Raw genomic sequence first — 19,282 nt, 5'->3', positions numbered from 1 at the left:
CCAACGCGCCCGAAAGAATATCCAGCAGCTCCCCACAGCAACGCCCTAATGGGCGCATCGTTGGACGATGGCTATCACCGCAGGCGCAGCCCGTGGTTTTCGGGCATCCCCCCCTTTCGGCAATGGTCAACAATTGGAGTGAATGGATTTGTTTCCACCGCCCCGCGCCGTGGTCTTCGCAACAGTTGCTCACATTTGCCTGACAGTCCCCATTTTTTATAGGTTCTAGCCGTGCTCATCGAGAGCACGCGACTCCACCCAATCAAACAACAAAAGAGGTTCAGATATGGGATACATGGCTAGCTTGAACGCAAACAAAATCGCCGAGATGGAACAACTGGAGCAGGAGCATACGGACGACTTCATCGAGGCGCTGCAACTCACTGACACGGAAAAAGCCGAGCTGGAAGCCGAGTAAGTGAGTCCGGGAGAGGCCATGCCTCTCCTCCTCCCCGGGAGTCATCGCCATGCATACCCACCATGCCATCGTCCCTGAACGCAGCCAGTCCCTGACCCATGCGCACCAACAGATACTCGCCCAATTGAGTGCACTCAAGTTGCGCGCGCGCCTGCGCACCGTGGGTGATGAGGCGCTGTGCGTACAGGCCCACCTGTATAACGCGCAATCCACCGAAGTCGCACGCGGCGCCGGCAAGGGCCATCTGGCAGCGGCACGTGTCGGCGCACTCTATGAAGCATTGGAGCATTATTTGAGCGACGACCTGCACGCGTCGCCTCTTCATCGCCAGGCGTCCAGTTACTTTGCCGCTGACTCACGGTTTGACGATGACAGCGCGCTGGCAATGCTGACGGCACAGCAAGAAGACGCCATCGTCTGCCGCACCTACCGCAGCCTGGTGGATGATCAGTGGTTTTCCTACCCACTGGCGTTGACCTGCCCGCGCTACTGCGAACAACCGCTGCACGACGATCCGACTGACCTGCGCGCGCTGCGCCGTTATTCGAGCAACAGCGGAACCGCCATCGGCGCCACCCGCGACGAGGCATTGCTCCATGCCTTGAATGAAAATATTGAACGGGATGCCCTGTCTCTGTTTCTGCTGGAACACTTTTACTATCAGCACCCATCCGGCCTGCGCCGGGTCGAGCCACACAGCCTCGATCCCGAGTCCAGGAGCGTGCTGGATGCACTGCGTCAGCAGTTCAACGCCGAAGTGGTTGTGCTGGACATCAGCCGTGAGTTCTGTACGACCACCTGCCTGGCGTTCATCAATACGCCTTCGACAACGCCCGTGGTGTACGGCAGCGGCACCTCCCTGACGCCCACTCATGCGGCCTGGCGTGCGCTGGCAGAACTTGCACAACTGCAGGCGCTGGCGGCCGAACCGCTCTTGAGCCGCCACTTGCTCAATGCCCAGCGGCATCTTGCCCCATTCGCGCGCCTGCAACGCTGCCTGCAATTCTCCCCGGAACACCTGATGGCGCAACCTGTCGAGTGGGTGCTACTGCACGAGCACGAGCCCCTATCGGATCTCGGCGAGCAGATCACCCGTCTGGTGGACGACATGGCCCGCCACAACCTGACACCCGGTGTATGCAACCTGTTTCAAAGCCGGCTCGGTACTACGCTCGTGCAGGTAGTGATCCCTGGGCTGGAACGGTTTTTCCTGGTCTCTACCGGCAATATCGTTGTGCCGCAACAACGCGGCCGGCGCCTGCGAGGTGAGCCGCTGGGTGTCTCGCGATGAGCGCCGCGTCCTTGCAACGCCATCTGGAGCCGCTGGGGTTCGGGCTGGCTCGGCTGTTTGTACTGGATACCGGAAGCGTTCGCTGGGCTGGCCGCAACAGACCGTTGCCCGCCCACCAGGGGCAACGCCGCCTGAGCAGCATCTTGCACCCGGCCATGCTGCTGGGCCCGCTCACCGAGCAACACTGGAGCAATGAAGGTGTTGCGTTGTTTTATCAAGCCACGACAGCCGCGGCCAAGCATCATGCATTTATCGAAGCCCGACGCAATGCCCACAGCGAAGTGTGCTTTCCCTACCCACCACTGGGGCCGCACGCCGAGGAGTTCATCTGCCCGCCAGACTTCTGGGAGTGCGACGATGCGCGTGCCGCGCAGTTGAACATTGATGAAGCGCACTTTCGCGAACGCTGTGTCGCCGTACTGCGCGAACGCCTCAAGCCGGGAGCGCTGATCCATGACCCGGCGTGCTCAACCGGCGAGTTGATCGCTCATCTGGCCCAGGCACTCCCCCGCTGCCTGTGCCTGGGCTCGGACCTTTCGGTTTCGATGGTCCGCTATGCAGCGCAGCGCCACGCCGGCTTGCCCGTACGTTTCAGGCAAGCGGACGCCGCACGCGAAAGCCCTGCCTGTGATGCATTGATCCTGCGCTTCCTCAATGCCGAAGTGGTCACCCGGCATGATGCCGACACCTTGCTGCGCACGTTGCTCGGAAGCCTCAAGCCAGGCGGCGTGGCCCTGGTATTTGGCCATACGCCCGTGCTGCCGGCAGTTCGCTGGGTTGCACAAACACTGGGCATCACCCTGGAAGCCTGTATCGCGGCCCGGCCGGGCCAGCTTGAATTGTTCCAGTTCTACCAGCTCACCCGTCCTTCTGCATGACGCACCTTCAAAGCAGCGGTTACTTGCCGGTATCCGATAACCACCAGTTGTACTGGGAGCGACACGGTCGGGAAGGCGCCGAGCCGGTGTTCTTCCTGCACGGTGGACCAGGCGGCTGCTCCAGCCGTGATCACCTGGCGTTTTTCAACCTGGAGCACTTCGATATCGTGCTGTTCGACCAGCGCGGTGGCGGGCGCTCAACCCCTCACGGTGAGCGGCTAGGCAACGAAACGGAACGGATCATCGACGACATTGAGACGCTACGCGAGCATTTCGGTTTTGCCCAAATCACTGTGCTCGGGGTTTCCTGGGGCAGTTGGCTGGCGTTGAAGTATGCCTGGCAGCGTCCATCGCACGTACACCGGTTGGTACTGGCATCGCTGTTCGTCCCCAGCCCGGAGAATCTGGTGATCTACCACCACGCCTTGACTCGGTACTTGAGCGCCAAGGCGTTCACGTCGTTCGAGCAGGTGTGCGAGGACCTCGACCAACCTTGCCGGCAGCTGCAGCGCCAGGCGGCGCTGGCGTGGGTCGGCGCGGCGCTGCACCTGAATCGCCAACGCATGGACAAGGCCGCCCTGGAGCACTTTATCGACGATGTCGCCGTGCGCGCGATTCGCCTGGAAGTGCACTACCATCGTGCCGGCTATTTTTTTCACGAACAGGATCAGGGGCTGATGCTGCGCTGTAGCTGCCAAGTGATACAGGGCATCCATGACCCTGTCGGGTTGTCGAGCCTGCGTTGGTTGCGTCAGCGGGCATTGTTGAAATGCCGGCTGTTTCGCGCCGGGCATGACGCCTTCGATCCCGTACTGGTGAGTGGGATTGAGCAAAGCCTGATGGCGACAAACAGGGGACAGTAAAACGGCACGCAAGCGTGCCGTAATGCCCTCCTCCACTGACCGCTATTACTTGCGCGCCGCCTCCCACTGCTTGAGCAGGTCGCCGTAGGCCACGGTCTCACCTTTCGGTTTCTCGTCGGCCAGCTTCGGCTTCGGCGCGCCCGGCTGGTCGAACCAGTATTGCGCGTCACGCTCGGGGTTCATTTTCGGGCCACACACCGGTTGCACCTTGGAGCGTTCCAGGCGCGTCATGATCGCGTCCTGTTCCTTGGCCAGGTTGTCCAGCGCTTGTTGCGGGGTTTGCTCGCCGCTGGCAGCCCTGGCGATGTTGCCCCACCACAGTTGCGCCAGGCGTGGGTAGTCCGGCACGTTGGTGCCGGTCGGGGTCCACTCGACGCGGGCCGGGCTGCGGTAGAACTCCACCAGGCCACCGAGTTTCGGCGCCATGTCGGTCATGGCCTGGGAGTTGATGTCGGACTCACGGATCGGCGTCAGGCCGACGATGGTTTTCTTCAGCGAAACGGTTTTCGAGGTCACGAACTGCGCGTAAAGCCAGGCCGCGAGTTTCTGTTTCTCAGGCGTCGACTTGAGGAAGGTCCAGGAGCCTACGTCCTGATAGCCCTTCTTCATGCCCTTTTCCCAGTAAGGTCCCACCGGCGACGGCGCCATACGCCATTTCGGCGTGCCGTCGGCATTCACCACTGGCAAGCCCGGTTTGGTCATGTCGGCGGTAAACGCGGTGTACCAGAAGATCTGCTGGGCGATGTTGCCCTGGGACGGCACCGGGCCGGATTCGGAGAACGTCATGCCCGCCGCTTCCGGCGGCGCGTAGGCTTTCATCCAGTCCACGTATTTCTGCGTGGCAAACACTGCGGCCGGGCCGTTGGTGTCGCCGCCACGGGTGACGCTGGAGCCCACCGGGTGGCAGTCCTCCACGCGAATGCCCCACTCGTCCACCGGCAGGCCGTTGGGCAGGCCCTTGTCGCCGCCACCGGCCATGGAGAACCAGGCATCGGTGAAGCGCCAGCCCAGGGACGGATCTTTCTTGCCGTAGTCCATGTGCCCATACACGCGCTTGCCGTCGATTTCCTTGACGTCTTCGCTGAAGAACTTGGCGATGTCTTCATAGGCCGACCAGTTCACCGGTACGCCGAGGTCGTAGCCGTATTTTTCCTTGAACTTGGCTTTCAGCTCCGGGCGCTCGAACCAGTCGGCGCGGAACCAGTAGAGGTTGGCGAACTGCTGGTCAGGCAACTGGTAGATCTTGCCGTCCGGCGCGGTGGTGAAGGAGATGCCGATAAAGTCCTTGATATCCAGGGTCGGCGAGGTGAAGTCCTTGCCTTCGTTGGCCATCAGGTCGGTGATGGATTCGGTCTTGCCGTAGCGAAAGTGCGTACCGATCAGGTCAGAGTCATTGACCCAGCCGTCGTAGATGTTCTTGTCGGACTGCATCTGGGTCTGCAGCTTCTCCACCACGTCGCCTTCCTGCAACAGGTCGTGGGTCAGCTTGATCCCGGTGATTTCAGTGAAGGCCTTGGCCAGCACCTTGGACTCGTACTCGTGGGTGGTGAGGGTTTCCGACACCACGTTGATCTTCATCCCACGGAACGGTTCGGCGGCCTTGATAAACCACTTCAATTCCGCCAACTGCTGGTCGGCCGTGAGGGTGGACGGTTTGAACTCGCTGCCGATCCATTTTTTCGCGGCATCTTCGTACGCATCGGCCCAGGCCGAAGCGCTCAAACCGCTCATAGCCAGTACGGCGGCCAATGAAATGCTATGTCGCAGCTTATTGTTCTTATTCAACATAGAGACCTCCTGGTTGTTTATTCATAAGGGCATCAGCCCCAACGCATCACACTCAACAGCCATACCAGGGAGAGCGCGGACGCTACCCAGATGCTCCAGTCGGTAACGCCGATCACCAGCAAATGCAGGTAGGCGCTGCCGAGAAGACCGATAAACAAACGATCACCACGGGTGGTGCTGATCGGCAAAAAGCCCCGCCGGGGGATACTCGGCGAACGCAGCTCCCAGGTGGTCATGCCCGCGAGGATCAGGGCTATGCCGCCAAAGAACAGCGCGGTGGGGGTGGTCCAGGCCATCCATTCCATCATCGACTCCTCAGACCCGGCCCAGGGCAAAGCCCTTGGCCACGTGGTTGCGAACAAACCAGATCACCAGCATGCCGGGCAGGATAGTCAACACCCCCGCCGCCGCCAGCACGCCCCAATCGATACCCGATGCCGACACCGTGCGCGTCATCACTGCCGCAATCGGCTTGGCGTTGACCGAGGTCAAGGTGCGCGCCAGCAGCAGTTCGACCCAGGAAAACATGAAGCAGAAAAATGCCGTCACACCGATGCCGGAGCCAATCAATGGGATAAAAATCTTCACGAAAAACTTCGGAAACGAGTAGCCATCGATGTAGGCGGTTTCGTCGATTTCCTTGGGCACGCCGGACATGAAACCCTCCAGGATCCACACCGCCAACGGCACGTTGAACAGGCAGTGGGCCAGGGCCACTGCGATGTGCGTGTCGAACAGCCCAATGGACGAGTACAACTGGAAAAACGGCAGCAGAAACACCGCCGGTGGCGCCATGCGGTTGGTCAGCAGCCAGAAAAACAGGTGCTTGTCACCGAGGAAGCGGTAGCGCGAAAACGCGTAGGCCGCCGGCAGCGCCACACTCAGGGAGATCACCGTATTCAGGCTCACGTAGTACAGCGAGTTGAGGTAACCGGTGTACCAGCTCGGGTCAGTGAAGATCACCTTGTAGTTGGCCAGGGTGAAGTCCTGCGGAAACAGCGTCAGCCCGCCGAGGATTTCGGTGTTGCTCTTGAAGGACATGTTCAGCAGCCAGTAGATCGGCACCAGCAGGAACAGGATGTAGATCAGTAGCGGTATCAGCTTTCTCTTGTTCATGTTGGCGGCCTCAGCGGTTGGCGTCGGAGTGGGTCATGGCGGTGTAGAACAGCCAGGACACCAACAGGATGATCAGGAAGTACACCAGGGAAAACGCCGCAGCCGGGCCCAGGTCGAATTGGCCTACGGCCATCTGGGTCAGCGTCTGACTCAAGAAGGTAGTGGCGTTCCCCGGCCCACCGCCCGTAAGCACGAACGGCTCGGTGTAGATCATAAAACTGTCCATGAACCGCAGCATCACCGCGATCAGCAGCACGCTTTTCATCTTCGGCAACTGGATATGTCGGAATACCGCCCAGGGCGATGCACGATCAATCCGTGCAGCCTGGTAGTACACGTCCGGAATCGCCCGCAACCCCGAATAGCAGAGCAGCGCCACCAGTGAGGTCCAGTGCCATACGTCCATGACCAACACCGTGACCCAGGCGTCCATGGTGTTGGCGGCGTAGTTGTAACTAATGCCCAGGGCATTGAGGCTGTAACCCAACAGGCCGATGTCGGCGCGACCGAAAATCTGCCAGATGGTGCCCACCACGTTCCACGGGATCAGCAACGGAATGGCCAGGATGATCAGCACCAGCGACGACCAGCGGCCCTTGGTCGGCATGGTCAGGGCAATGGCGATGCCCAGCGGGATTTCGATCAGCAGCACACAGGCCGAGTAGATGAACTGACGCAGCAACGAGTCATGCAGGCGCGGGTCGAGCAGCACCTGCTTGTACCAGTCGGCACCGACGAAGTAGCGGCTGGACTGGTCGAAGATGTCCTGCACCGAGTAATTGACCACGGTCATCATCGGGATCACCGCACTGAACGCCACCAGCAGGAACACCGGCAACACCAGCCACCAGGCCTTGTTGTTCTGCACCTTGTTCATGGCTGCACCTCCAGCAGGTAGTCGTCGGCATACACCATCAGCCATTGCGCCGGAAAGCTGATGGACGCCTTGCCTTCCGGCACGGGCTTGTCTTCGGCCAGGCGCACCTTGAGCAGCGCGCCATCGAGGTTGAGGGTGACGATCTTGTAGGTGCCAAGGTCTTCGAGATGAGTGACATCGGCCTGCAGGGCGTCAGGGTTGTACTCGTCCCATACGTGGATGAATTCCGGGCGGATGCCGACCTGCAGCTTCTTGTAGTCGGTGTTGGCAATACGTTGCTGCAACGCCTCGGACAAGGGCAAATGAGTCTCGGCAAAGCGCACCCCGCCCGCCTGGGCCTGCACCTCGATCAGATTCATCCCGGGGCTGCCGATGAAATAGCCGACAAAGGTGTGGCTCGGCCGTTCGAACAGGTCACGCGGCGTGCCGAACTGCACGATCTGCCCGCCGTACATCACTGCGATCTTGTCGGCGAAGGTCGAGGCCTCCAGCTGATCGTGGGTCACATAGACCATGGTGATGTTGAATTGCTCGTGGATCTGCTTGAGCTTGCGCCGCAGTTTCCACTTGAGGTGCGGGTCGATCACCGTCAGCGGCTCATCGAACAGGATCGCCGATACGTCGTCACGCACCAGGCCACGGCCCATGGAGACTTTCTGTTTTTCGTCGGCGGTGAGGTTGCGCGCCTTTTTGGTCAGCAGGTTTTGCAGGTCGAGGACTTCGGCAATTTCCTGCACCTTGCTGTGAATTTTCGCCTCGGCCATGCCCTGGTTGCGCAGCGGGAACGCCAGGTTGTCGAACACCGTCATGGTGTCGTACACCACCGGGAACTGGAACACCTGGGCGATGTTGCGTTTTTCCGGGGTGAGGTCGTTGACCACTTGAGTGTCGAACAGCACCTGGCCTTCGGACGGGCTGAGCAGGCCGGAGATGATGTTGAGCAACGTCGACTTGCCGCAGCCCGACGGCCCGAGCAAGGCGTAGGCCCCGCCCTGCTCCCACACGTGGTTCATTGCTCGGATAGCGTAGTCTTCAGGCCCTTTCGGCGCAGGGCTGTAGCTGTGCGCCAGGTTCTGCAAATGGATCTCGGCCATCAGGCAACCCTCGCGACACGGCGTCCGGGAGCCTGGACCAAACGGCCCTGGCCATCGAACACAAACAGTTTATGGGTGGGGATATACACGCGAATCGGCGCATCGACGTCGTACTCGTGCACCCCCGGCAGGTGCAGCACCAGCAGGAAATGTTCGCTGCGCACGTGCAGGAAAGTTTCCGAACCGCTGATCTCGGCGACTTCCACGGTGACCGCCAACTCCAGGTCGTCATCGTTGCTCGGCACCAGGCTGATATGGCTGGGGCGTACGCCGAACCGGAACTCGCCTTCGCCGATGGGACGCAGGTCGACGTTGAGTGGGAAGTGCACGAAATTGGCGAAGCTCACTTCATTGCCACTGATGCGCCCCGGCATCAGGTTGATCGGCGGCTCGGAAAACAACTCCGCGGCCAGCACAGTCTGCGGCTGGTGATACACCTCGGCCGCCTTGCCGCTCTGGATCACCCGGCCTTCGTGGAGGATGGTCGTGGTGCCGCCCAGGGCCAGGGCTTCGTTGGGCTCGGTGGTGGCGTAGATCGCGATGGTATGGCGTGCGGCGAACAGTTCGCGCATTTCCTGACGCAGCTCTTCGCGAAGTTTGTAGTCCAGGTTCACCAGCGGCTCATCGAACAGGATCAGTTCGGCATCCTTGACCAGTGCGCGGGCCATGGCCGTGCGCTGCTGCTGGCCGCCGGAGAGTTCCAGGGGGTGACGCTGGAGGAATTTTTCGATGCGCAGCATCCTGGCGGTTTCCAGCACCTTGCTCTGGATCAGCTCGCTGGACACACCCGCCTGGCGCAACGGCGAGGCGATGTTTTCGAACACGGTCATGGTCGGGTAATTGATGAACTGCTGATACACCATCGACACGTTGCGCAGCCGCACCGGTTTTTGCGTGACATCCACGCCGTTCATCAGGATGCGGCCGCTGTCCGGCTTGTCCAGGCCGGCCATCAGGCGCATCAGGCTGGTCTTGCCGGACAGCGTGCGACCGAGCAAGACGTTGAAGGAACCGGCTTCGAAACGCAGGTTGGCGTCGTCGATCCAGGTCTGGCCTTCGACAACGCGGGAGACATGTTCCAGGGTCAATGACATGACACGACCTTTTTATTATTGGAATGAATCTGGCCAGGTGACAGAGCGAGTTTCGTGCCAAAACGACAAGTGGTTGATGTGCAAGGAAATCAGCTGAAAGCGATGTTCAGGAGTGAACAATTTGGCTGAACAACTGAACAGTCAGGGCCTTGACAATGAACAGTTCTGAACAACACTCTGACGACCAATACAGTGGAATGATTTCCAGCAGTCCGTTGCGCAAGACCCCATAACAATAAAAACGAAGGTCACCCCATGGCCGAACCACTGGCTCACGACACCCTTATCCAGGAATCCTGGCGCCGTTGCCGCGCCTTTGGCCTGGACCATCAGAGCACGCCCAGCTTCGACCAGCTCCCCGCTGAGGGCATCAGCCAATTGCTGGAGAGCCAGCATTCGCTGGTGCAGACCACCCACCAGGAAGTGCTGCCCTACTACGAGAACATCCTGAGCAATTCCAACTGCCTGATCATGCTGGCCGACAACCAGGGCCAGGTGCTGACCAGTTGGGGCACCCAGCGCTTTATCGAGCCCAAGCTGGCCCGTGGTTTCAACCCCGGCGCCAGCTGGATGGAGCGTTCCAGCGGCACCAATGCCATCGGCACCGCGTTGGCCTGCGCCCAGGCGGTGCATATCGAACACGATGAACACTTTCTCAAGGCCAACCGCTTCATGACCGGCTCGGCGGCGCCGATCTTCGACGCCCAGCGCGAGATCATCGCGGTGCTGGATGTGTCCAGCGACAGCTACCTGCCGCCCTCCCACACCCTGGGCATGGTCAAGATGATGAGCCAGACCGTGGAGAACCGGCTGATCCTCAACCTGTTTCGCGGCGAACATTTCCAGCTGACCTTCAACACCGGGCTGAGCAACCTCGACAGCCAGTGGGCCGGCCTGCTGATCTTTGATGAAAGCGGCCAGGTGCTGTCGGCCAATCGACGTGCCGACAACCTGCTGGGCATCAGCCTGTCGCGGGTGATGATCGACAGCCTGTTCAAGGTATCGTTGCTGGAACTGTTGAACCAACCGGAAGGCCTGCCCTTCTCCCTGCAAGCGGCGGGACGCAATCGCTTCCAGTGCTTGTTGAAGCGTCCCAGGCAGATGCCGGTGCAGGCGCGCGTGTTCACCGAGCCGGCGCCATCGAAGCCTGCGCCGATTGGCCTCAAGACTTTGCATTTCGGCGACGCGCGCGTCGAGAAAGCCGTGCGCCAGGCCGAGCGCCTGCTGGAGAAAGACATCCCGCTGCTGATTCACGGCGAAACCGGCGTGGGCAAGGAGGTGTTCGTCAAAGCCCTGCACCACGCCAGCTCGCGCAGCCAGAAGGCATTTATCGCGGTGAACTGCGCGGCGATTCCCGCCGAATTGGTGGAATCGGAGCTGTTCGGCTATGAAAAGGGCGCGTTCACCGGCGCCAACCAGAAAGGCAGCATCGGCCTGATCCGCAAGGCCGACAAGGGCACGCTGTTTCTCGACGAGATCGGTGATATGCCGCTGCCCACCCAGGCCCGCTTGCTACGGGTGTTGCAGGAGCGTTGCGTGCAACCGGTAGGCAGCAGCGAGTTGTTCCCGGTGGATTTGCGCATCATCTCGGCCACCAACCGTGCACTGCGGGATCTGGTACAGGCTGGGCGTTTCCGTGAGGATTTGTACTACCGCATCGGTGGCCTGACCCTGGAACTGCCGCCGTTACGCGAGCGCACCGACAAGCGGGCGCTGTTCCAGCAACTGTGGCAGCAACACCGCGAGCCGACACAATGGGCGGGCCTGAGCGCCGAAGTACTGGCGCTGTTCGAGCGGCACCCGTGGCCGGGGAATTTGCGCCAGGTGAGCAGTGTGTTGCAGGTGGCGCTGGCCATGGCCGAGGAACAGCCGATCCGTGCAGAGCACCTGCCGGACGATTTCTTCGTGGATTTGAACGTCGCGGCGCCGCCGCCCGCCAGTGAGTACCTGGATGACAGCATCGACCTGAACCAGCGCTTGAAAGCTGCCGGCGGCAATATCTCCCATCTGGCACGAGAGCTGGGGGTGAGCCGCAATACCCTGTACAAACGCCTGCGCCAGAACGAGGGCTAGCGTGGCTTGACCACCACCAGCAGGTCGGTGAAGTACTCCACCTGGATCGGCAGGTTATCGGCCAGTGACGACAACGCCGCCGACGTGTCGTCCAGCTTGAACACCCCGGACACCCGCAGGTTTTGCAGGGCCTGGGGGTCGAAACGCAGCAAGCCGTGGCGGTAGCTGGCGAGGGTTTGCAAGACCTCGCTCAAGGGTTGGTCGTTGACCTTGAGCAGGCCGCGGGTCCAGGCGTCGGGATCGCTGTCACCGATGGCTTGCGGCGGCTGGGCGCGGCCGTGGTCGAGCACCGAACGCTGGCCGGCCGTGACCTTGACCCCATCGCCGGCATCGCCTTTGATCGCGACCGTGGACTCGATCACCGTGACCACCGTGGTGCCGTCTGCCGCGCGCTTGACCAGATAACGCGTGCCCAGCGCAGTGGCCGTGCCCTGGTCGGTGCGGACCACGAACGGCCGTTGCGCATCCTTCGCCACCTCGACCCAGAGCTCGCCTTGCAGCAGTTCGATCACCCGTTGATGACCGTCGAACTGCACATCCACCGCCGAGTTGCTGTTGAGCTGCAACTGGCTGCCATCTTCGAGGGCGATCTGCCGACGCTCACCGACACCGGTACGTTGGTCGGCCATCCACACCGGCAAGTGTTGCAGGCCCAGCCAGCCGCACAAAACCAGGCCGAGCACACCCACCACCTGTGCGCCACGTGGGCGTCGCGGGGTGAAGGCGCGGTTCAGGGCAATGCGCGCTGGCTTGGCGGGCAAGGCATCGAGGCTGCCCCATAACGCACTCATGCGCTCGATGGCCACGGCGTGGCGCGGGTCGGCCTGGCGCCAGGTGTTGAACGCCTGGCGGTCGGCGTCGGTCACGCCTTCGTCGTGCAGGCGAGTCAGCCACTGTGCGGCTTGCTGGATGATCTGCTCGGAACTCATGCCAGCGGGTCTGCCGGGTGCAGGCTGTGGTAGCAATGCACCAGGGCGCTGGAAATGTAGTTTTTGACGGTGCTGGAGGAAACGTCCAGGCGCAGGGCGATTTCGCTGTAGGTCAGCCCGTCGAGGCGGCTCAACAGGAATGCTTCGCGGGCTTTGAAAGGCAAGCCGGCGAGCATCTCTGCGATACGCTCCAGGGCTTGCAAGGCCACATGAATCGCAGCCGGGTCGGGCATGTCGGCGTCTTCGCACTGGATCACCAGGGCTTCCATGTAGGCTTTTTCGATACGACGGCGACGGGCACTGTCGATCAACAACCGACCAGCCGTGGTGGCCAGGAAAGCACGAGGCTCCTTGATACTCTGCGGCTCGGCCAGCATCAGGACGCGGATAAACGCGTCATGGGCCAGGTCGGCGGCCTGCTGGGAACACCCGAGTTTCTTGCGCAGCCAGCCGTGCAACCAGCCGTGGTGCTCGCTGTACATCGCCGTGAGGGTCTGCTGGCGAACGGAGTCGCCCAGCGCGGCCGGAATGTCATGCATGCGCAAAAAGATCTCAAATGGGAAGAGTTACCAATTGCGCGAACAATGCCAGTAAAACCCGCTTGGGGCAAGGGCCTGTCTTTAACGCCAGCTCCAGGACACGCCGGTGTAGATGCCACGGCCATCCGCCGGCGTAGAACGTGCTACATCCAACCCCTTGTCGTCATAACCCGGCGTCACGGTATTGGCGTAACGACGGTTGGTCAGGTTGCGCAGGTCGACCCAGGCTTGCCAGTCCTGCTTGGGCGCGTCGTAGCCGAACGTGGCGCCGAGCAGGGTGTAGGACGCGGCGTAGTAGGAATTGGCGTAGTCCACCGCCACCCGTGAGGAATACTCGGTGTTGAGGCTGGTGTAGAAACCCGTCGGATGGCTGTAGCGCAATTGCGCCTGATAGTAGTGCCTGGGGATGCCGGGCAAGGTGTTGTCGCCGAAGCGGTCATCGTCGCGGTAATGGAAGTCGCTGAAGGTGTAGGCCTGGCGCAGCGCAATCCGGCCGTTGCGACCGCCGTCCCACAACGGGCTGAGCAGACTCAGTTCCACACCCTGGTGTACGGTGGGGCTGGCGTTGGACTCGGCGACGATGGCATTGCTGGTAGAGGTTTGCGCCTGGGTTTCCACGTTGAGCAATTCGTGGCGCACTTCGGAGCGGTACAGGGCCAGGTCCCACTGGCCGAGCCAGGCCTCACCACGCCCGCCGATCTCCAGGGTGGTGGCGGTCTGGTTTTTCAGGCTCACGCCCTCCCGTGCCAGGCCTTTGGCCGGACCACCGGTAAAGTATTTGTTGGAACCCCAGATCATCGACCACGCATGCGGCGGCTCGACCGAGCGGCTCAGGTTGCCGTACACCTGCAATTGTGGGGTGAAGTCGTAGCGCAGGCCGATGCGTGGTGCGTAGTCCCAGTCGTGCTGGCTGAGCGGCGCCTGGCCTTCAGGGTAGGTGACCTGGGTTTCGCGGCGGGTATAGATCGCCGCCAGGCCAGTGGTCAGCCACAGGTCAGGCACCAGTTCCAGGTCGTTGCCGATATGCAACACGGTGTCGGAGCCCAGGTAGCTGTAGTCGCGGGTCTTGGTGCCGGGTGCGTAGGTTGCGGTATTGCCGGCGGGCGTGCGCACGTACTCCGAAGCGCCGTTATTGGGCATCGCCTGGGTGGTGCGCAGGCCGACAGTGGTTTTACTGTCATGGCCGAACAGCGTGTCCTGGCGGATGTAATTGAGGGTGCTGCTGATATCGGTGTAGGCGACTTTCAGGCGGTTGGTGCCTTCGCGCAAGTCCATCGGGTAGTCGTGGTAAGCCAGCCCGACTTCGACCCGCGCGTTGTCGTCCAATTGCAGGGAGGTCTTGTTGGCGATCCAGGTGGAGCCCGGTTGCAGGCGCTTGGAATCCCGGGCGGCGTTGAGGCTGTTGGCCGCACGCGGGTCGTGGCTGATCTGGCTGCGCGTGAGTTTGCCTGGGGTGTCGTTGGTGGTTTCGCGGTAACGGAAGTAGAAGCGGGTTTCCAGGTCCGGGTTGAAGCGGTAGCCGAAGTTAGCGGCCACGCCTTTGCCGGTGGCAGCGCTCTGGCGCTGGTAGCCGTCGGATTCGGAATCGGTGAGGCTGATGTAGTAGTCGGCATCCCCCAATACCTGGCCCGAGCTGATCTCGCGCTGGGCGTAGCCTTTGCTGCCCGCTTCGTAACGTAGTTGCAGCTTGGGTGCATCGTAGCCCGTGCGGGTCACATAGTTGACCGCGCCGCCCAAGGCCAACGCGCCCTGATCAAAACCGTTGGCGCCGCGCAGCACTTCGACCCGGCTTTGCCACAAGGGATCTTTCAGCTCATAAGGCGTGCCGCCGGGGCCGGTGAGTGGCAGGGCATCGAACATTTCATACAAGCCGGAGGCATGGGCACCGGGGCTGCGGTTCAGGCCCGAACCACGAATCGAGAGTTTCACCCCTTCGTTGTTGGCCGCCTTGGCATACACTCCGGCCTGATACTTGAACACGTCTTCGTTGGTGCTCACCCTTCCCTGCTGCACGCTGTTCATGTCGATATAGTTGGTGCCGCCGGGCACGCTCTTGAGTTGCGCCTGGGCCACTTCACCGTCGCTGGCTTGGCTGCCGGTGACTTCGACCGGGGCCAATTGCAGGTCTTCGGCGTGCACCAGTGAGCTTAAGGTCAGGGCGGCAAACAAGAGCGGAGGTTGGCGCAGCAGCATCGGGCAGGTCCTTGGAATTCGGGGGGCACCTGGTGGGAAGACAGGGGCGCCCGCCAGGTCACTCCTTATTAACGGACCAGACCCTTCCCACACCAACGTCGGACCAAGACTATTCGCTGCACGAGGGTGGCAGAGCAGCTGGAAGTGGCGAGCGGGCTTGTCCCGCTCGCCACAGTTGCAGTGTCAATCCTCAATGGGAGGGTATCAGCCAGGTTTGCATCAGTTCATCTGCTTCTGATCCCGGAGCAAACCGGAATCCATACATTTCATCCGCACTGAGGATTTTGTCCAGCGCTTCCAATAATTGCGCCTCGGTCGGCGAGTCCCGCAATAACTTGTGCGCTGGCAGCAACACCTCGGCAGAAACGCCTTGGACACTCGCCGCATCGATCACGGCAAAAAGGATAAAACGCAAACGTATTTCGCGATCAGTGGGCCAAACCGTCTTTTGCTTACCCATGGTAGAGGCCTCAAGCTTTCGGAAAAATCCGAGGCTATTGATGAGTACAGGGTGTTTCAACCATCGAGGTACAAGATAGGCCTCTTCCTACAAGGGAAAACGAAACACCGTACCAATCACCCGAGGAAGCCGAGCTTTATTGCACCGGCAGAAAATTCATCAGCAACAAGCTCTGCGCGTAATTGAGACCGATGCGCCGGTAGCGCTCGTCGAGCATCTGGGTCAGCAGGTCGAGGCGCGCAACGATCTTGCCGAACTCCACCGCGAAGCTGAGGTTGCTGCCCTCCTCCGATATCTCGTTGGAGAACAACAGCAGCACGCCATTGGCATCCTGGCGCTTGCTCAGCAGCCAGGTGGCCTTCTCGATATTGCGCGCGGCGTTGCTGACAAACTGCGGGTTGATCGAATCGGTGATGTAGAACTCAGTACGCCCACCGTGGGCGGTCACGATCATGCTGCCGATGGCGTAGATAAACGCGCCGACACGATCGCCTTTGAACTCCGGACTCAGGGAATAACTCAGCGCCGCCAAGTCGCGGCGATCATCCAGGGCCGGCAGCGATCGACGTTGCTCGATGGCCTGGCGGATCTCTCGCGCAGCGCTGACCGCATCTGGATAACCCGACTGACGCCACTGGCTGGGGTTGCGCAAATAGAGCTTGTTCATCAGCAGATACAGGCTTTGCAGGTTGTCGCGCATGCCCAGCGTGGCCATGCGGTCGACACTGGTCTGGAAAAACTCATCGGGTTTGCCGTTGCTGAACTGCTTGGCGATATCCCGCCCCTGTTGCTGGCTGCAACCGCTGGCGCAGAGCATCAACACAGCGGCGAGCAGCAAGGGCTGGCAACCGCGTTGAAGGTTGAAACGAGGAAATGTGCGATCCATCGGCACCCGATCTGATTCATCTGCCCATGCGGGAAATCGGCAGGGCTGGGACAAGGATAGAGCGGAGAAATCCAAAAAAGTGCAGTGGATCCAGGCACATAGTTGTAAGCAGAGACCACCGGGCAGGTGAGTCGGCGCAATCGTGAAGGATTCGTTTCAGGGCCTATACTGAGAGCAATAGCTGCGTGTGTTTTTTGCGCATTTGCTCATAAGCAGCTGTATAGGAGGTGACGGCAATGAAACATCCAATTCGGGCGCAAATGGTTGTTCAAATGATTTGCCTGCTTTCGGTAGCTCAGCTTTTTTGCTGAACAACGTGTCACCGACTTCAAATTCAGCCGCGGCTGCGGCGCAGGAAGGTATTGCCTGCAACACCCTCAGCATCTGGCCCGACACCCATTGGCCGGGCCAGAACGTGCAACTACAGCAAGACCGTGGCCAGCATGCCCAGAGCCCCCAAGCAAAACCCGATCAGGGCACCTCGCCCGGGCATTTCCTGGAACAGCGCCCAGATCACCACAGGCTCCAGCAGCAATAACGAGGTGATGGAAACGACTGTCACCACCCAGATATCACCGACCGCCCGATACCCCAGCCAGTAAGCTCCCAGCAGGCAAAGCCCGGCAAAACACATCACCACCACCGGCATGACGAACGCCTGCCATGAACCGTCGCCCGCCTGAGCCAGCCGGGCGGTGATTACCTCGCTGTAGATTGCACAAAATTCACCAAGGACCATCAACCCTAGAGCAGAAACTCCGAGTAGTTCTTTGGACATATCAAAAACTCCTTCGTATTCAACGCACTGTTGTTCAACTCCCAGCGGGCGATGCCATTGCCGAGGGTTTTGTTGCAACGATACGAAGCAGCCTTGAACAGGCCTGAATTGCCGAAGTGCTTTTGCATGCTCGTGTCCTTGAAAAGGGGGTGAGTCCCGGCGACCGTAGAGGACGCCCGGCCTGATCATACGTTTGGGCAGGTGTCTTGGACAACCGGCTGCAGTATCGGCGTGGTCTTTTTTCCGGGGAGGATGAGCTGGATGCCGATGCCCTGTTGAGCCATGCGGGTGGGGAGATGTACCGGGTGAGGAGGCAGCGGTTTGCGACTGATCAACACCGCGCGCGCCGATTAAAAGCCAATGCCCCGACGTGTCGGGGCATTGGCTTTTGTAGTCCTGGGCAAATCAACCAGAAATGAACATCTTTTTCAGCGTTTCAACTGGCAAAAGACTCACCCTGACGTGGAACGATTATTTGGCTTGGCGAAGCACAAGCTCCGTCAAACGGGTCTTGACCCGGAAGCAGAACTCACGAATTTGAAATTGATAGGCCGGCATCACCATGTAGTTCAAATCAGCACCCAACGAGTCTTTGACTTCCATGTACTTGGCCGTCTTGGCAGCAATGGCCTGGTATTGCGCCTCGTATTTATCGTAAGACGCCTTGTTGTACACCCTTAGAACATCGAGCTCTTTACGGCATTGCTCGGCGCGATTCTGGTTCAAGTTTGTTTCAGATTCTTCCTGAGCAGCCTCCTGGGAGACATTGATTGGGGCTACAGGACGTGGGTTCGCAGGTGCAGCCTCATATCGCACAGTGAAATTTTCTGGTGGTGTCGAAGGCGCGGCTTCAGCGGGTGCTTCATGGACGACGGCTGGAGGGGGAGTCTCTTTAGGTTTTTCTGGGGTTTTCGTAGCGCATCCCGAGAGAGCAAGACCTACCACTACAACGATGCCACACATTTTATTCATCGGTTTCACCAAGAGGTATTTGGGGTTGGCTGAGTCGTTAGGTTCTGGGTAAAAGTCATCACTCAATCCATGATCGAGCGTACATTTTCTACCAGACTCAAGGCGCTCAGCCGCTCTTCCTTGAGTGCGCAGGTGAACAATAGTAGTAAAAAATCAAAGAGATGACGAGGAAAAGCTTGGCAGGAATGGCACAAATCCAATGGGCTAATGACTGTGGGATCAAGCTGCGCAGTCGAGTTCCCCATGAGGATGGGTCGCCTTCAAAAAGGCTGCATCGGAGTGTGAACTGGATACCACCACCCAGCGCGAGAGCAAAGCCGGGCAAACGTCACGCAGTTCACCCCCAATGCGATTCATACATCAATCAGCGCTGTAGAAAATTTGAATTAGTCAGTTGTCCGTCCGGTCAGGAATTATGAACGCAGTAAATCTGATGAGGTGACAGCAATGACTATCCAAGCAGAGACACTCGTACAACTGACCCAAGCGCTTCAGGGACGCGGGATGAAGATGGTTTCAGACGTCCATTTCATCCGTGCGCCATATCGGCAAAATCATCGCTGGATCTGTTCTGTAGAGTAGCAGTCATTGAAAGCCAGCCGGAAACGACTGGCTCGAATGGATATAGCCGAAAGGACCTTAGGTTGAGCGACCCTCGCTACGATTTTGTTGTTTTTTAACGCCCTTCCCGTTTTTACGTTCGTATTGATGATGAATAAACCAAGCGACGAGCAGTACGCCAGCCAGACCAAAAACGAACAGCAACAGCTCTATTGCGGGACCCTCGTGTGAAAACATGTTTCGTTCCTCGTCCTGAAGTATCGCGCCTCAAAAACTGGCGCCTCCGAAATTATTCGTAACAATCCATACATTTTCAGGGTAGACGCCGAAGATGGAAGTGACAACCCCAATACTCACGGAACCATTGATCTAGACACGTCACTCGTCGAAAAAACGTTCGCGAGCGCGCTAGCGTCAGCGATACGAGCACAAGAAGGAGGTCGTGACTACTGCACCTGCCCCAATCGCAAAC

Annotated in this window: 17 protein-coding genes; 4 read left to right on the top strand and 13 right to left on the bottom strand. The window is 59.9% G+C overall.

All coding sequences use genetic code 11. The features are described 5' to 3' along the window. Nucleotides 1-467 precede the first annotated feature (467 nt). The 3 genes from BM017_RS13975 to BM017_RS13965 are packed head-to-tail and all read left to right on the top strand — an operon-like array spanning nt 468 to nt 3,450. The gene (locus BM017_RS13975; RefSeq protein WP_092245176.1) at nt 468-1,709 is read left to right on the top strand and encodes a YcaO-like family protein; all 1,242 of its coding nucleotides are present in this window, start codon (nt 468-470) and stop codon (nt 1,707-1,709) included. After that, nucleotides 1,706-2,587: a class I SAM-dependent methyltransferase gene (locus tag BM017_RS13970; RefSeq protein ID WP_092245173.1), complete on the top strand. Its 882-nt coding sequence runs from the start codon at nt 1,706-1,708 to the stop codon at nt 2,585-2,587. The genes BM017_RS13975 and BM017_RS13970 overlap by 4 nt, the downstream gene beginning before the upstream one ends. Beyond that, nucleotides 2,584-3,450, top strand: coding sequence for an alpha/beta fold hydrolase (locus BM017_RS13965; protein WP_092245170.1), 867 nt, complete (start codon nt 2,584-2,586; stop codon nt 3,448-3,450). The genes BM017_RS13970 and BM017_RS13965 overlap by 4 nt, the downstream gene beginning before the upstream one ends. A 45-nt stretch (nt 3,451-3,495) precedes the next feature. Here BM017_RS13965 and BM017_RS13960 read toward each other — a convergent pair whose 3' ends face one another. The 6 genes from BM017_RS13960 to BM017_RS13935 are packed head-to-tail and all read right to left on the bottom strand — an operon-like array spanning nt 3,496 to nt 9,419. Continuing rightward, nucleotides 3,496-5,238, bottom strand: a complete 1,743-nt coding sequence (locus BM017_RS13960) for an ABC transporter substrate-binding protein (RefSeq protein WP_092245167.1) — start codon at nt 5,236-5,238, stop codon at nt 3,496-3,498. Nucleotides 5,239-5,270: 32 nt separating this feature from the next. Next, on the bottom strand, nt 5,271-5,543 hold the full coding sequence (locus BM017_RS13955) for a DUF2160 domain-containing protein (RefSeq protein WP_003232363.1): 273 nt from the start codon (nt 5,541-5,543) through the stop codon (nt 5,271-5,273). A gap of 10 nt (nt 5,544-5,553) precedes the next feature. Beyond that, a complete protein-coding gene (locus BM017_RS13950; protein WP_071491788.1) occupies nt 5,554-6,354 on the bottom strand; it encodes a carbohydrate ABC transporter permease in 801 nt (266 codons plus the stop codon). 10 nt (nt 6,355-6,364) lie between these two features. Next, nucleotides 6,365-7,231: a carbohydrate ABC transporter permease gene (locus tag BM017_RS13945; protein WP_010209674.1), complete on the bottom strand. Its 867-nt coding sequence runs from the start codon at nt 7,229-7,231 to the stop codon at nt 6,365-6,367. Next, entirely contained in the window at nt 7,228-8,325 is a 1,098-nt protein-coding gene (locus BM017_RS13940; protein ID WP_071491789.1) for an ABC transporter ATP-binding protein, read from the bottom strand. Before BM017_RS13940 ends, BM017_RS13945 begins: the two co-directional genes overlap by 4 nt. Next, on the bottom strand, nt 8,325-9,419 hold the full coding sequence (locus BM017_RS13935; RefSeq protein ID WP_071491790.1) for an ABC transporter ATP-binding protein: 1,095 nt from the start codon (nt 9,417-9,419) through the stop codon (nt 8,325-8,327). Before BM017_RS13935 ends, BM017_RS13940 begins: the two co-directional genes overlap by 1 nt. Nucleotides 9,420-9,674: 255 nt before the next feature. On the opposite strand from BM017_RS13935, the gene BM017_RS13930 reads away from it, so the two are divergent. Next, nucleotides 9,675-11,492, top strand: a complete 1,818-nt coding sequence (locus BM017_RS13930) for a sigma-54-dependent Fis family transcriptional regulator (protein ID WP_092245164.1) — start codon at nt 9,675-9,677, stop codon at nt 11,490-11,492. Here the strand turns inward: BM017_RS13930 and BM017_RS13925 are convergent. The 7 genes from BM017_RS13925 to BM017_RS29345 all read right to left on the bottom strand — a co-directional run bounded on the left by BM017_RS13925 (nt 11,489) and on the right by BM017_RS29345 (nt 18,315). Continuing rightward, on the bottom strand, nt 11,489-12,421 hold the full coding sequence (locus BM017_RS13925; RefSeq protein WP_092245161.1) for a FecR family protein: 933 nt from the start codon (nt 12,419-12,421) through the stop codon (nt 11,489-11,491). The genes BM017_RS13930 and BM017_RS13925 overlap by 4 nt on opposite strands. Then, nucleotides 12,418-12,960, bottom strand: coding sequence for a sigma-70 family RNA polymerase sigma factor (locus tag BM017_RS13920; RefSeq protein ID WP_071491793.1), 543 nt, complete (start codon nt 12,958-12,960; stop codon nt 12,418-12,420). Before BM017_RS13920 ends, BM017_RS13925 begins: the two co-directional genes overlap by 4 nt. A gap of 81 nt (nt 12,961-13,041) precedes the next feature. Next, nucleotides 13,042-15,153, bottom strand: coding sequence for a TonB-dependent receptor family protein (locus BM017_RS13915; RefSeq protein WP_092245158.1), 2,112 nt, complete (start codon nt 15,151-15,153; stop codon nt 13,042-13,044). 190 nt (nt 15,154-15,343) lie between these two features. Then, on the bottom strand, nt 15,344-15,613 hold the full coding sequence (locus BM017_RS13910; RefSeq protein WP_092245155.1) for a hypothetical protein: 270 nt from the start codon (nt 15,611-15,613) through the stop codon (nt 15,344-15,346). A gap of 136 nt (nt 15,614-15,749) precedes the next feature. Next, complete coding sequence (locus tag BM017_RS13905; RefSeq protein WP_071491796.1) at nt 15,750-16,499, bottom strand: hypothetical protein; 750 nt, start codon at nt 16,497-16,499, stop codon at nt 15,750-15,752. A 421-nt stretch (nt 16,500-16,920) separates the two neighbouring features. Beyond that, nucleotides 16,921-17,238 (bottom strand): hypothetical protein, encoded by a 318-nt coding sequence (locus tag BM017_RS13900; RefSeq protein ID WP_170856081.1) that lies wholly within the window; start codon nt 17,236-17,238, stop codon nt 16,921-16,923. Nucleotides 17,239-17,748: 510 nt separating this feature from the next. Next, entirely contained in the window at nt 17,749-18,315 is a 567-nt protein-coding gene (locus tag BM017_RS29345; protein ID WP_256575358.1) for a hypothetical protein, read from the bottom strand. Between the last annotated feature and the right edge of the window lie 967 nt (nt 18,316-19,282).

The organism is Pseudomonas sp. NFPP04 (assembly GCF_900113815.1).
Classification (GTDB): domain Bacteria; phylum Pseudomonadota; class Gammaproteobacteria; order Pseudomonadales; family Pseudomonadaceae; genus Aquipseudomonas; species Aquipseudomonas extremorientalis.
This window is presented reverse-complemented; position numbering and strand designations above follow the sequence as displayed.

Bases quoted from the DNA above. Each gene is read 5' to 3' on its own strand.
- BM017_RS13975 (WP_092245176.1), top strand. From the start codon at position 468: ATGCATACCCACCATGCCATCGTCCCTGAACGCAGCCAGTCCCTGACC.
- BM017_RS13970 (WP_092245173.1), top strand. From the start codon at position 1,706: ATGAGCGCCGCGTCCTTGCAACGCCATCTGGAGCCGCTGGGGTTCGGG.
- BM017_RS13965 (WP_092245170.1), top strand. From the start codon at position 2,584: ATGACGCACCTTCAAAGCAGCGGTTACTTGCCGGTATCCGATAACCAC.
- BM017_RS13960 (WP_092245167.1), bottom strand. From the start codon at position 5,238: ATGTTGAATAAGAACAATAAGCTGCGACATAGCATTTCATTGGCCGCC.
- BM017_RS13955 (WP_003232363.1), bottom strand. From the start codon at position 5,543: ATGGAATGGATGGCCTGGACCACCCCCACCGCGCTGTTCTTTGGCGGC.
- BM017_RS13950 (WP_071491788.1), bottom strand. From the start codon at position 6,354: ATGAACAAGAGAAAGCTGATACCGCTACTGATCTACATCCTGTTCCTG.
- BM017_RS13945 (WP_010209674.1), bottom strand. From the start codon at position 7,231: ATGAACAAGGTGCAGAACAACAAGGCCTGGTGGCTGGTGTTGCCGGTG.
- BM017_RS13940 (WP_071491789.1), bottom strand. From the start codon at position 8,325: ATGGCCGAGATCCATTTGCAGAACCTGGCGCACAGCTACAGCCCTGCG.
- BM017_RS13935 (WP_071491790.1), bottom strand. From the start codon at position 9,419: ATGTCATTGACCCTGGAACATGTCTCCCGCGTTGTCGAAGGCCAGACC.
- BM017_RS13930 (WP_092245164.1), top strand. From the start codon at position 9,675: ATGGCCGAACCACTGGCTCACGACACCCTTATCCAGGAATCCTGGCGC.
- BM017_RS13925 (WP_092245161.1), bottom strand. From the start codon at position 12,421: ATGAGTTCCGAGCAGATCATCCAGCAAGCCGCACAGTGGCTGACTCGC.
- BM017_RS13920 (WP_071491793.1), bottom strand. From the start codon at position 12,960: ATGCATGACATTCCGGCCGCGCTGGGCGACTCCGTTCGCCAGCAGACC.
- BM017_RS13915 (WP_092245158.1), bottom strand. From the start codon at position 15,153: ATGCTGCTGCGCCAACCTCCGCTCTTGTTTGCCGCCCTGACCTTAAGC.
- BM017_RS13910 (WP_092245155.1), bottom strand. From the start codon at position 15,613: ATGGGTAAGCAAAAGACGGTTTGGCCCACTGATCGCGAAATACGTTTG.
- BM017_RS13905 (WP_071491796.1), bottom strand. From the start codon at position 16,499: ATGGATCGCACATTTCCTCGTTTCAACCTTCAACGCGGTTGCCAGCCC.
- BM017_RS13900 (WP_170856081.1), bottom strand. From the start codon at position 17,238: ATGGTCCTTGGTGAATTTTGTGCAATCTACAGCGAGGTAATCACCGCC.